This is a genomic window from Xenorhabdus sp. BG5, from assembly GCF_015163665.1.
Taxonomy (GTDB): domain Bacteria; phylum Pseudomonadota; class Gammaproteobacteria; order Enterobacterales; family Enterobacteriaceae; genus Xenorhabdus.
This window is the reverse complement of the sequence record NZ_JADEUG010000015.1, coordinates 1-12,217: the sequence shown is the minus strand read 5'-3', so window position 1 is coordinate 12,217 and position 12,217 is coordinate 1. Positions and strand designations below refer to the sequence as shown.

Sequence of the window (12,217 nt, the reverse complement as noted above, 5' to 3'; positions counted from 1 at the left end):
CGGTTATTTAAACACCCCAACGAGGAATAGGGTGTTCTCCCATTGAGATACAGACGTTTTTCACTTCAGCAAACACTTCAAAACTGTATTCCCCGCCTTCGCGCCCCACACCGGAAGCTTTTATGCCACCAAATGGCTGACGCAGGTCGCGAACGTTCTGGGAATTAACAAACACCATGCCAGCCTCAATGCCACGTGCCAGACGCAAAACTTTGCTGACATCTTGTGTCCAGATATAGGAAGCGAGGCCATATTCCACATCATTAGCCATGCGCAACCCGTCTTCTTCGCTCTTGAATGGCAGCAGACAAGCGACAGGGCCGAAGATCTCGTCCTGTGCTACGCGCATGTGGTTATCCACATCTGCCAGGACAGTAGGACGTAAGAAGTGGCCATTTTTCAGATGGGCAGGTAAATCGGCAGGTTTATCGGGGCCTCCGGCCAGCAGTGTGGCGCCTTCTTCAATCCCTAACCGAATATAATTGGAGACTTTTTCCCAGTGTTGCCGGCTTATCAAGCTGCCAACCTGAGTTTGCGGATCTTGGGGATCACCGACACGTAACCGATTAGCGCGTTCAGCAAAGCGTTTGACGAATTCGGGGTAAATACTTTCTTGGATGAAAATGCGGGAACCTGCCGTACAACGTTCGCCATTAAGGGAGAAAATGGTGAACAGGGCGGCATCCAGTGCGCGTTCAATATCTGCATCTTCAAAAATGAGGACAGGAGATTTTCCGCCTAATTCCATAGAGTATTTTTTCAGTCCAGCATTTTGCATGATCAGGCGACCCGTTGCTGTCCCTCCGGTGAAAGAGACTGCACGCACATCAGGATGTTTTACCAGTGCATCGCCTGCGGTGTTACCGTAGCCCTGTACCACATTCAATACCCCAGCCGGAATGCCGGCTTCCAACGCCAATTCGCCTAAGCGGTTGGCTGTCAATGGGGAAAGTTCGGACATCTTCAAAACAGCCGTATTTCCCAGAGCCAGACAAGGTGCAACCTTCCACGTCGCCGTCATAAAAGGCACGTTCCATGGGGAAATCAGTGCGCAAACACCAACGGGCTGGATTAATGTATAGTTGAGCATTGTGTCATCGACGGGATAAGTGCGCCCGTTCATCTGCTGACAAATTTCAGCGAAAAAATTGAAATTTTGCGAAGCCCGTGGGATCAAGACATTTTGTGTTTGATGGATGGGAAGACCCGTATCCTTGGTTTCCAGCGCAGAAATATCGGGAACATTTTGGTCGATTAATTCACCTAAACGACGCATCAAACGAGCGCGTTCTTTCATTGGGGTATTTGCCCATTTGGGGAAAGCTTCTTTAGCCGCCGCAACGGATTGGGCGATCTCTTCCTGTCCGCCTGATGCAACCTCAGCCAGCACCTCGCCTGTTGCAGGATTGGTCGTTGTGAAATAGGTTTTACTGCCGACATTCTTGCCGTTGATCCAATGGTTAATCATGGTCATGACAAACTCTCCTCATATTCTTGCTGGCTGACAATGCGATTAACTAAGCGCCCAACACCTTCGACTTCTACGATGACTTCATCCCCAGGAACAACATTGGACAACCCTTTAGGTGTTCCGGTGGCGATCATGTCGCCTGGTTGCAATGTCATAAAATCGCTCAGATAAGTGATTAAGAAAGGAATATCGAAAATTAAATCGGCGGTTGTACCTTGTTGACGGAGTTCACCGTTCACCCATGTTTTCAAAGTTAAATTATGCGGATCAGCGATCTGTTGTTTCTCTATGATCCACGGACCGATTGGAGTGAGTGTATCGCGGCTTTTTACCCGCAGGTTAGGACGATAGTAATTTTCCAGATAATCACGAATGGCGTAATCGTTACAAATGGTATAACCTGCAACGTAGTTCATGGCCTCTTCTCTGGCAACTTTGTGGGCGGGTTTACCCATCACGACAACCAATTCTGCTTCATAATGCATATATTCCACATTATCAGGGCGAACAGAAACCTGACGGTGTCCGGTTAAGCTATTGGCTGCTTTGATAAATACCAGTGGCTCTTCTGGTGGCTTAAATTCCAGCTCTGTTGCGTGATCGGCATAATTTAACCCCAATGCGAGCAGTGTTCCACTGGCAGGGGGAAGCCATACAACCTCTTCACCGCTTATCCTATTTCCATCTGGTAAGAAGACATTTTCCTGTTCGTCAACGGTGACATTGAGCTCTTGCCCCTGATAATGAATTTTGGCGTTTCTCATGCCTGACCTCCTGCTAATACAACCGTATTTTCTAAGTTAGGGAAGCCATTAGCCTTGACCGTGACTTTATCGGCAGGATGAAGAGTAACGCGCTGGTGGGGCGTTCCCAATAGAATGGCATCACCCTCGTTTAAGGTGGCGAATTCGCTTAATGCTGACAATAATTCTGATGCTGAACGGACGAGATCTTCGGTAGACCAGCGATCAACTTCCAGCCCGTTGATTTCGGTCACGATATCGAGTGATTCTACCGAATTAGTCCTGATCATTTGCCCTATCGGACAAAAACCGTCCCGACATTTTGCTTTAATGGCGGGTCGGTAGAATGACGTTTCAGGCAGGCTCACTTCGTTTGCCAATGCGTAACCCGCAATATACTGTCCGGCATCCTGAACTGAAACTTTGCGAGCTGTTTTTCCAATCAACAGCGCCAGAGTTGCGCCGCTTTGTACCGTTTCCCCGGCAGGATACGGAATAACATCCCCTGAACTGATCACGGTATTGCGAGGTTTGATAAACCAAATAGGCGTTTTGGGTGGTGTTTTATAAGGTTCTTTGTTAAATGCCTCATGCCAGAAACTGATCTGGCTGCTATGGTTGAGGGCAACGGCAAAGACAGAGCCTTTCATGGACAACTCCTTGAAACCTGAATGATGTGTTGCAAGATTACTTATTAATATATTAATAAACCAGATATTGGCAATCTTCAATATGTTAAGAGAATTGTTGATTTTAATTGTGATCTATGTAACAACGCTTTATTGTTGATCATTTTTACTACATAAAGATCAGCCTGTTATATTTTTAAGCAAGGTCATTTGAGATTGAAATTAACTTTTATTTAACTTTTTGTGGGTGGGATGGTTTTATTTATTTGTTAATGTTGAAATCTTTCCCCTTTGTGGATGATTTTGAGCGTGTTAGGCTTTTTGGTGTTCATGTTGTCTATAATAAACAGCATGAGCGTTAAACTTATAAAGAATGACTAGCGATTAACTAAAGAGTCACTTTTACTTATGCATGAATCCTTGACAATTGCATTGCTTCAAGCGAGAGAAACCGCTATGGGTTTTTTTCGGCCTATTTTGAAGAGCTATAATTTAACTGAGCAGCAATGGCGTATTATTCGTGTACTTGCGAGTAGCCGTTCTATTGATTTTCATGACTTAGCTTGTCTCACTTGTATCTTGCGTCCAAGCTTAACAGGCATTTTGACACGTATGGAGCGTGATGGGCTTATCTTCCGCCTGAAGCCTATGAATGATCAGCGTAAGCTGTATGTTTCTTTGACTCCGGCTGGCCAGGAACTCTATGAGCAAGCAAAAGGGCAGATTGCTGAGGGATATAAGGCGATTGAGGACGCTTTTTCTCCAGAAAAATTGACCCAACTTTTAGGGTTATTGGATGAATTTATTGCTATTGGGAACCTTTCACAACAAGATTTGGATGAAGAACACAAACTGTAGGTTGAAGGTTTATTAATGAATTAACGAATTAAAAAATCAAGCGTAGTATCAAACACAGCATAAAGGCCGCCGTAATGAATTGCATAAGCGTATTGATGCAGTATATTGCGGCGGCTTTTCTGTATCAGGCGAATGGCAATTTCATAATTTAGCAGGAAGAATTGTCGGATTGCCCTCTTCCTGCTATACCCACTATGCTTATGCTGACAAAACAATTTTCAGTGCTTTCTCTTGAGCTGCATTACCAAATATTTCATAAGCGGTTTCTATTTCACTCAATGGATAATGATGAGTGACCAGCTTTTCAGGTGCAATTTTGCCGGATTGAACGCTTTTCAGCAGCATGGGAGTACTGCTTGTGTTTACCAGTCCAGTGGTAATGGTAATGTTTTTTATCCAGAGACTTTCCAGATGCAGGTCAACGGATTTGCCGTGGACACCAACATTGGCAATGAATCCACCTGCTGCAATGATGTCCTGACATATTTTGAAGGTCGCGGGGATACCCACACACTCAATGGCGACGTCTACACCAATACCGTCAGTCAGTTTATTGATAGCTTCTACGACGTTTTGTTTTGCCGGGTTGATAACCGTGTTAGCACCAAACTGCCGGGCGACGTTAAGGCGGTTATCATCAGTATCGATCATGATGATATGTGCCGGGGAGTAAAACTGTGATGCCAGTAATGCGGATAGCCCGACAGGTCCCGCACCAATTAGGGCGATAGTCTGGCCCGGTTGGACCTTGCCATTGATAACACCAATTTCAAGGCCAGTTGGCAGAATGTCGCTGAGCATTAATGCGGCTTCTTCATCGACACCTTTTGGCAGGCGATGCAGGCTATTATCAGCATGGGGAATACGCACTTTTTCTGCCTGTGTACCATCAATTTTATGCCCCAGGATCCAGCCCCCCTCTTTACAGTGCGCATAAAGCTGGCGTTTACAATAGTTGCAACTACCGCAGACAGTGATACAGGAAATAATTACCTTATCTCCGACTTTGATATTGCGAACCGATTCCCCAATTGATTCAACGATCCCAATACCTTCATGGCCCAATATTCGGCCTTGCTCGACAGTAGGAACATCTCCCTTGAGGATATGCAGATCTGTACCACAGATGGTGGTTTTGACGATACGGACGATAGCATCTGTTGGTTCAATGAGTTGGGGTGGTGTCTTTTCTTCCCAGCGTTTTTTTCCGGCTCCATGATAAACAAGTGCTTTCATATAACCCCCTTCACAGGTGGTGGTTGTGATTTATGGTGTTAAGAATGACAGTAATCCAGAGCACACGATTGACGTTATCTGTTGCCTAAAGTTTAGCAGATGTAAACATTTTCGATTTTCAGCGTGCTTTCCAGAGTCAGTCGTAAAGTAGAATTTGTTTATTTTTACTTAAATGCGATCTTCTGCAATCAGAGCAATGAGCACAAAATAATAGAACCAGAAGGAAAACGCTCAAGTAAGATTGGCTTTCTAGACAGTGAATTATCAATAAATCGGACCGACAAAGTGACAGTTTCTCATCCAGCTTTAATAACTGATATAAGGAAAGCCAACATGAAGTTTAATGAAGTTAATGGATCGCGTGCTTTGCAAGGTAAACGAGTGGTGGTAACAGGCGGAGGACGCGATTTTGGACAAGCGGTTTCTGTTTGGCTGGCACGAGAAGGTGCACATGTTGACCTCTGTGCCCGCCAATTAACCCGTGCAGAAACAACATGTGAGATTATTCGCCGTGAAGGTGGCATCGCCAGAGGTTATCAATGTGATATGAGTCATGCTCAATCCGTTAACGATTTTGCTACTCAGTTGCTGCAAGACAATCAACCCATCGATATTTTGATCTTAAGTGCGGCTCAATGGTTGGCGTCGCTCATCCGGCATTCTTCGCTGCCAAACATGCCATGAGTGGTTTTAGTCAGAACTTAGCTCATCATTTAAGCAAAGAAAATATTCGCGTGACCGGGCTTTATCCGCCTGACTTTGAACTTAACGGCTTTGATGAAATTCTGGATAACCAGAAAAAAATGGGGGAGCAATTACTGAATGGCCGTTCAGTATGGGAAACCATCCGGTTTGTTGTCACTCAACCCCGTAGTTGTCACATTAAAGCTATTTATTTCCAGGGCCCAACTTTTAAGGATTTTGAATAAGTGGTAGTGAATAAACCGTAGTCATGCAGCGTTTGATGCAGTAATAATTTGGCGTGATCCGTAGTCTTGGTGAGCATAATGATCACGCCGTTGTTTTAACTTAACTCGCCTCTTTCAAAAAATCGGAGTTCTCAGTCCCCAGATATTCCAGCTCTCCATTTGGCAACCAGCGTACTTGTTCGCCAGTGCGATAGAGCCACTTATCTTTGGAATATTGAACAAATGGATTGGCGATAAGTTGTTTGTCTGCCAATACTGAGTGATCCAAATATTTATTGCCCAATTCTGGCCCAGAAAGATAAAGTTCGCCCTTTAACCCCATTGGTGTCATTTGCAATCGTTCATTCAACACATAAGCTTGGATGCCTGATACTCCAGCGAATTGTGCTTGCCCGATTGCCTGTTGATAATGTTTCCGGATCAAATCCATCACCAGAGGATCGTGTCGTTCTGATTTTGTGTCGCTTAGTTGTTGTGGGCTACCGTATTCCAGTAATGTCTGTGCCTGATCAGGCGTTAATAAAGGAAACTGCGATATTGGCGTTTCGGGATAAGACAAGGCATTAACCAACAATTGCTGGAATTGTTCACCTAACGCTTTGATTTGTTTTGCATGGAAAAGGTTAGGATGATAGCGGATACGAAAAGCCCAATAGCCCTCTTCCTGATGATATTCCAGTATCCACTCTGTAACGGCTAAATCGTTATTGAAACGACTACCGTAATGGGTCTCACATCCGTCTAATTCCAGGTTGAGATCTTTAAAACTGGCCTGATTGATACCAACATTGAGCTTATTGATAAGATCGGTGGGTACAGCCTGGAATATAGGCAAACTTGAAAAACGCAGATCAGGTTGAGCTTTCAATGATGCACTGTAGTTTAACGTAGCCTGATAGAGAAAATTAAAGCTATCCGTCTCATTAAAATGTAGAGGGAAAACAACGGCATTGATTTGTGCACCAAGCGAAACAGATGCCCCGCCAGCGACTGCAACGGGATAAATAAGGTGAGCGTCACCCGTTCCAGTATACTGGGCCACTAATGTTGCCCATAACGTTTTAAATACGAGGAACGGTTTACAAGGGGATAAAGATTTTGAGAGGTTCTCCCAATCTTCCAATGGCAAGTTGAAACGAAATTCATTCGGTAATTCAGGCTCACCTATCGCTTGTTGAGGCAAATAGGGTAATGGATTACTGGCAGTCATTCCCGACAAACACTTTTTCCAGTATTGTTCGGGGTTATATTTGTCCAATAATTGTAAAAGTTGACGATCTTGTTCAAATTTCTCTGACGCTTGTTGCAGCGTCATGGGGGAATGGCGCAGAGGACGTTGGTTGTACAGATCAGCGATATTGTGAAAAAACTCTTCTATACCCTGGCCATCACCGATGATATGGTGCAGTACAATGAATAAGTGAAATTGTTGTTCTGTCTCTTTGATTAAACCAAAACGAACGACTGGCCCTTTCCTGAGATCAAATGGCCGCAGAGCAAACTGATTCAATTGTTCTTCATTATTAGAAAGGTATGTAAACTCAATATTATCTGAGCCAAATATCCAATATAACTCATCATTTTCTTCTTCAATCCGATATTTGAATAAAGGATAAAGATTAATAAACTCTTGCAGCGTCCATTTTAATCTACTTTCATCTAAATTTCCCTTAATGCTCTGTTCTATAACAATATTGTATTTAGGTGAGTGAGGTTCGAGAACCCATGATTTCCAAAAGAAATGAATAAATGGAGAAGCCAGTATCTTATCCATGTGAATGCCCCGCTATGATGCTAAATTATATTCAATACAGCCTGATAACTGCTTTTGAAGCATACTCATTCTGTATTTTTTAGATGAAAAAACAGGTAGTTAAATCCATTCCAATAATGAAATTAATCACTATTTCAGGAACTCATTTATTGACATTAAATGTCATCGTTTTATGACATTTTACATTCTAATAATTTGATTATATTGTCTGGCAAAGGAGGGGATTTTTTGTCAGTGCATTGATTTATAATAAATTTATTCATTGATGCAGTTGTGCCATTATTAGCTATTTGTTTGGAAAGGATACCTATAGATTGAAAGTGATTAAAGATTATTTTAAGTAAATCAATATCTATAAAATATTAAGACCTAAAATTTTGGGTCACGTATTCAACCTGTTGATGGTTGTGTATAATCGCCATTTTTTCGGAGAAATCACATGGCGACTGTTGAAGTAAGATGTCGATTTTGTCAGCAAACTGAATACGTCAAAAAGCATGGCAAAGGTGAGGCTGGGCACCAACGCTATCGTTGTTTCTCCTGCAAACGAACCTTCCAACTGGATTACGTCTATCGCGCGTGCCAAGCGGGTATAAAAGAACACATTGTTGATCTTGCGATGAATAATGCCGGTATCGTAAGTAATTGATTTTATGGTCTCTACAGGATTCGATAAAATTAATTAATTTATTGTTTTTAAATTATTTTTATTAGTTCAATTATCTACCACACCCCCTGTAATACCCCCATATTATTTCGCCTCTGTTTGCCTAATTTTTGTTTGGCTAGCACTGTTGAGAACAGGTTTTTTGTTGCAAAAATTCATCAATGAAATTAATGATGCAAAAAATGCAATAATAACTTCAAGATAGACAATACAAGGAACAATATCTCATGTATCCATATCAATTACAATTTTCAAGGTAGTTTATATGTATAAAATATAACAATATCAATCAATAATGGTTCTAACTATGTTATACCTAAACTTCACCTCATATTTTTCTTTACTGAAATTAATATCAGTAGGAGAATACTTCTGAATTAGAATATCTTTCAATTATTCATGAGGCTTTATTATGATAGAAACAATTTTAAATAACGCAATAAAACATTCCAGGGAGTTACTAAAGGCGAAAGCAGGAAATAAGTATTACTTTGATGATAATCTCCTTAAGGAAAAAGGAAAGTATAAGGAATTCTTATATGGTGACAAAATGAATGATCATAAATATAACGAATTTAATAAAGTAAGAAACTTTGTAGGTACATTAAGGGAATTCAATGAATCTATTATTGAAAAAGACAGCACAATAAAAAACAAAATTTACAAAAATTTATATGAAAATATTATGCATGAAAGAGGAATAAATGAACAAAATATAAAAAAAAGAAATGAGATAAGATCTGCTTTTCGTGAACAAGAAGAATATAGAAGATTATATAAAATCCATAAAGCAGAACGAGAAGCTACTATTTATAAAGAATTATATAATTATACATTGAGTAATAAAGAAAACCTCTTAACCGGAAATTGCCCTGATTACTGTAACTGTGCTTTTCATTATTTAATAAATAACTATCTTGATGATATTTTGAGATTTTTTAATACTGGTTCGGCAACTCCTAATCATATCTACATTCAAATAATTGGTACTTTAGGAATGTATGACCATGTATTTATAACAATAGGTGCTTTTAATCATAATATGTTTAAACCTATATTGGGTAGGTTATATCATAATCTACCAAAAGAATTATGGATATGTGATCCTTGGGCAAATATTGTTTGTCCTGCTGAAAAATATAATGAACAATGGATAAATAAAATGGATAAATGGCACTACATAGGTAAATGCCTTACACTAGCAGAAACTCCCACTCCTAATGGGCAAGTCATTCCTCCTTCTGCTAACTGTCAATCTCCTATAAAGAAAAGTACATATCTTACGATCCAAAACAGTGTAAAAAAAGTATTTAATTTAGCAATTATATCACCTGACAAAAACGTAATAATTACAGCTCTATAACGACACAAATAATTTATACTCAACAACCACCTACTGAAGTCGGTGGGTTAGTGATTAACGGACTGAAAGTCCGGATACGCATCGGCTAAACGATGCGTCAATTGTCTACCCTGAAGTCATCATTTGGGTTCGGTTCAAAATGACGCTCCAGATAGGCTTTAATCATTTCTTCTGTTAACTGACCCACCGTCGCACAAAAATAGCCTCTACTCCAAAAATGCTGACCCCAGTACCGCTTCTTCAAATGTGCAAATTCTTCCAACAACCTACCGCTGTCCTTCCTTTCAGCCTCCTCATAATTTCTCAGGGCGCTAATGTCGGGGGACAACTCACCAGTATGTGAATATGGTCTTTACTCACTACACCTTTTACTATCCTAATTTCAAACGATTCACATGTCTGACGGACTAACTCTCGCACCCGCATACCGACTTCACCTGTCAGTATATAACTTTTCATAATTATGAGCGTTCTATATTTCCTATTCCTTTCCAACTACTTGCTGAAGCGGCATTCAAGAAAATTTTAACTCTTTTGATAAGTTGCCACATATATTGGCAACAATGATTTCGTGTCACCGTTTCGTACAATGACTGCCATAATCGCTCTATTTTATTTAACCATGGAGAATAAACGGGCAAAAACAACAGTGTGACTGTCGGATTTAGCTTCAACCACGTCTTGACTTGTTTGCTGGTATGAATGCTGTAATTGTCTAAAATGATTGTTAACGTTTTGGCATGACGATGATGACGCTTTAACTCATCTAACATTTTGATAAATAATTGAGCGTTCTTTCTACTATAACCCGTATAGAAAATTGCTTTGCTTTGAACATTAAAACAACCCGCAAATGTCTTTTATCCGCCTGTTCTGGAACTGCTTAGGTAAATGCGTGTGCTGACGGTGGAATATCTTGATGGTGATGCAGCCGTCTTTTTGTACCTGATCATCAATGTAGATGAGTTCCAGTCCGCTATTGTTCTTCGGCGATGAGATGCCACCATGCACACCCCATGCCCCGCCTGCGTTATATCGATATTCCCGATAGGAACGGGTGGCAGCATGGGTTATTTCTGTAACCACTCAGGGAATGGATACAGAAATATTTGTTTTAGTTTCAGATGGTAACTAATTATTAAGCATTATTCGCTTGTTATTGGGTGGAAATAGTGAAATAAGATTGAAATTATCGCTAATCAATAGAGCATGAATACATATGACAACTGTAATCGTTCCCTATAAAAATTTAATAATTAAACAGGCTGGAAATTCAGCTAGGACTGCAATTATTTTGGCCCATGGTGGCTATACCCCAAAAAGAAATTATTTTTGTCAAGGTTCTGGACACACTTATGTACCCTTTAGGATTGAATTAGTTTTTAATTGCAAACCCGATGGAGTGTCAATTGGTAAAAAAATGGCAGATGATGTTTTGTATTTCAATAATTATTCAAATCATACTAGAACCAATGAGATCTTAGGAGGCAGCATAATTAAAAATTATTCCTTAACACATAATGATAAATTTTCAGATTATGAACCTAACAATCAGGTTGATATTATTGAAATAAAGCCTCATAACAAAGCGCATATGTCAGATGTTTTTGAAGCTATCAATAAATTAAATTTAGGCTACCGGCTCATATACAATGTAGCATGCAGGATAAATAAGCTAGACTCAAGAGCATTGTATATAATATCACCAATTCACCCAAGCCCTGATTATTAGAACCCCAGAATCATTTGCTCTGAGATAGTGGGGTGTTATTCGCCCTCTGGTTCCATACTTGAGTTCATAATTGCACAGGAATCTCATACCGATCATCAATCAGTTCGTCATCATCGCCATTGAATTTAGCTATCGCATCACAACAGGTGGTACAACAGCGGTAGTCATGATTTCACCGTCAAAAACCCATGTTGATAATCTGGCTGTGGATTTAGGTGGGATAATTTCATCGCAGATATGATAGCGAGCTGATTTGCGGGTTATGTCGATTTTGTCTTTCAGGCAGCGTTCAGAGCCGTCACCAAAATCACCATAAAAAAATAGTAGTGATGGCAATGCAGTCCGTATGCGTTGGGTACGCGGCAGGAATGGGATGGCGGCATGTGTTATTCCTGTATCCACTCAGGAAATGGACACAGAAATATTTCATTGAGTTTCACGTGGTAACCAATTATTAAGCATTATTCGCTTGTTATTAAGTGAAAATAGGTTTACTGGGTTAATTGGTTTTAGTTGCCGTCAATGAAATGGGGTGAGTAAAATGAAAAAATATCTTTTTCTTTGCCTATTGGCGGGCTCTACTCTTTTAGCTTCAATGAAAACTTATGCCATGATCTGCTCTATATATCCCCTAGATAGCCAAGAATGGCGCGTCTGTGTAACTCAGTGCATAGTGACACAACATGAAATAGGAGCCACTCTATTCTGTTTATAATAAAACGGTAGCGCTCCTGCCGTCCGTCTTCTTCGCAAGTCATTAAGTCTCACTGATACTGTATTGGCTCTCTTTCACCAAATCGATGCGGTGATAACCC

At 40.7% G+C, this 12,217-nt stretch carries 9 protein-coding genes and 4 pseudogenes; 5 read left to right on the top strand and 8 right to left on the bottom strand.

Annotated features, from left to right (window positions below):
- Positions 1–7: 7 nt before the first annotated feature.
- The 3 genes from hpaE to IQ209_RS09565 are packed head-to-tail and all read right to left on the bottom strand — an operon-like array spanning position 8 to position 2,864.
- Positions 8–1,474, bottom strand: a complete 1,467-nt coding sequence (gene hpaE, locus IQ209_RS09575) for a 5-carboxymethyl-2-hydroxymuconate semialdehyde dehydrogenase (protein WP_193851086.1) — start codon at positions 1,472–1,474, stop codon at positions 8–10.
- The gene (locus IQ209_RS09570) at positions 1,471–2,235 is read right to left on the bottom strand and encodes a fumarylacetoacetate hydrolase family protein (RefSeq protein ID WP_193851085.1); all 765 of its coding nucleotides are present in this window, start codon (positions 2,233–2,235) and stop codon (positions 1,471–1,473) included. The genes hpaE and IQ209_RS09570 overlap by 4 nt, the downstream gene beginning before the upstream one ends.
- A complete protein-coding gene (locus IQ209_RS09565; RefSeq protein ID WP_193851084.1) occupies positions 2,232–2,864 on the bottom strand; it encodes a fumarylacetoacetate hydrolase family protein in 633 nt (210 codons plus the stop codon). Before IQ209_RS09565 ends, IQ209_RS09570 begins: the two co-directional genes overlap by 4 nt.
- 387 nt (positions 2,865–3,251) lie before the next feature.
- Here IQ209_RS09565 and hpaR point away from each other — a divergent pair, with 387 nt between their 5' ends.
- On the top strand, positions 3,252–3,701 hold the full coding sequence (gene hpaR, locus IQ209_RS09560) for a homoprotocatechuate degradation operon regulator HpaR (RefSeq protein WP_193851083.1): 450 nt from the start codon (positions 3,252–3,254) through the stop codon (positions 3,699–3,701).
- A 198-nt stretch (positions 3,702–3,899) separates the two neighbouring features.
- On the opposite strand, the gene IQ209_RS09555 is transcribed toward hpaR, so the two are convergent.
- Positions 3,900–4,937, bottom strand: a complete 1,038-nt coding sequence (locus IQ209_RS09555) for a zinc-dependent alcohol dehydrogenase family protein (protein WP_193851082.1) — start codon at positions 4,935–4,937, stop codon at positions 3,900–3,902.
- A gap of 333 nt (positions 4,938–5,270) precedes the next feature.
- Between IQ209_RS09555 and IQ209_RS09550 the strand changes: the two are divergent.
- Positions 5,271–5,866, top strand: a pseudogene (locus IQ209_RS09550) (SDR family oxidoreductase).
- A 100-nt stretch (positions 5,867–5,966) separates the two neighbouring features.
- Here the strand turns inward: IQ209_RS09550 and IQ209_RS09545 are convergent.
- Complete coding sequence (locus IQ209_RS09545; RefSeq protein ID WP_193851081.1) at positions 5,967–7,640, bottom strand: condensation domain-containing protein; 1,674 nt, start codon at positions 7,638–7,640, stop codon at positions 5,967–5,969.
- Positions 7,641–8,079: 439 nt separating this feature from the next.
- On the opposite strand from IQ209_RS09545, the pseudogene IQ209_RS09540 reads away from it, so the two are divergent.
- Positions 8,080–8,277, top strand: a pseudogene (locus tag IQ209_RS09540) (IS1 family transposase); the annotation flags it as partial.
- A 442-nt stretch (positions 8,278–8,719) separates the two neighbouring features.
- Positions 8,720–9,670, top strand: coding sequence for a hypothetical protein (locus IQ209_RS09535; protein WP_193851080.1), 951 nt, complete (start codon positions 8,720–8,722; stop codon positions 9,668–9,670).
- A 97-nt stretch (positions 9,671–9,767) separates the two neighbouring features.
- Here the strand turns inward: IQ209_RS09535 and tnpA are convergent.
- Together tnpA and IQ209_RS09525 are read right to left on the bottom strand one after the other, a co-directional pair.
- A pseudogene (tnpA, locus tag IQ209_RS09530) lies at positions 9,768–10,117 on the bottom strand (IS200/IS605 family transposase); the annotation flags it as partial.
- A 14-nt stretch (positions 10,118–10,131) separates the two neighbouring features.
- Positions 10,132–10,521 (bottom strand): annotated as a pseudogene (locus IQ209_RS09525) (IS630 family transposase); the annotation flags it as partial.
- 368 nt (positions 10,522–10,889) lie between these two features.
- On the opposite strand from IQ209_RS09525, the gene IQ209_RS09520 reads away from it, so the two are divergent.
- The gene (locus IQ209_RS09520; protein ID WP_193851079.1) at positions 10,890–11,402 is read left to right on the top strand and encodes a putative adhesin; all 513 of its coding nucleotides are present in this window, start codon (positions 10,890–10,892) and stop codon (positions 11,400–11,402) included.
- A gap of 129 nt (positions 11,403–11,531) precedes the next feature.
- Here the strand turns inward: IQ209_RS09520 and IQ209_RS09515 are convergent, their stop codons facing one another.
- Positions 11,532–11,804: a hypothetical protein gene (locus IQ209_RS09515; RefSeq protein ID WP_193851078.1), complete on the bottom strand. Its 273-nt coding sequence runs from the start codon at positions 11,802–11,804 to the stop codon at positions 11,532–11,534.
- Positions 11,805–12,217: the final 413 nt, after the last annotated feature.

Bases quoted from the DNA above. Each gene is read 5' to 3' on its own strand.
- hpaE (WP_193851086.1), bottom strand. From the start codon at position 1,474: ATGACCATGATTAACCATTGGATCAACGGCAAGAATGTCGGCAGTAAA.
- IQ209_RS09570 (WP_193851085.1), bottom strand. From the start codon at position 2,235: ATGAGAAACGCCAAAATTCATTATCAGGGGCAAGAGCTCAATGTCACC.
- IQ209_RS09565 (WP_193851084.1), bottom strand. From the start codon at position 2,864: ATGAAAGGCTCTGTCTTTGCCGTTGCCCTCAACCATAGCAGCCAGATC.
- hpaR (WP_193851083.1), top strand. From the start codon at position 3,252: ATGCATGAATCCTTGACAATTGCATTGCTTCAAGCGAGAGAAACCGCT.
- IQ209_RS09555 (WP_193851082.1), bottom strand. From the start codon at position 4,937: ATGAAAGCACTTGTTTATCATGGAGCCGGAAAAAAACGCTGGGAAGAA.
- IQ209_RS09545 (WP_193851081.1), bottom strand. From the start codon at position 7,640: ATGGATAAGATACTGGCTTCTCCATTTATTCATTTCTTTTGGAAATCA.
- IQ209_RS09535 (WP_193851080.1), top strand. From the start codon at position 8,720: ATGATAGAAACAATTTTAAATAACGCAATAAAACATTCCAGGGAGTTA.
- IQ209_RS09520 (WP_193851079.1), top strand. From the start codon at position 10,890: ATGACAACTGTAATCGTTCCCTATAAAAATTTAATAATTAAACAGGCT.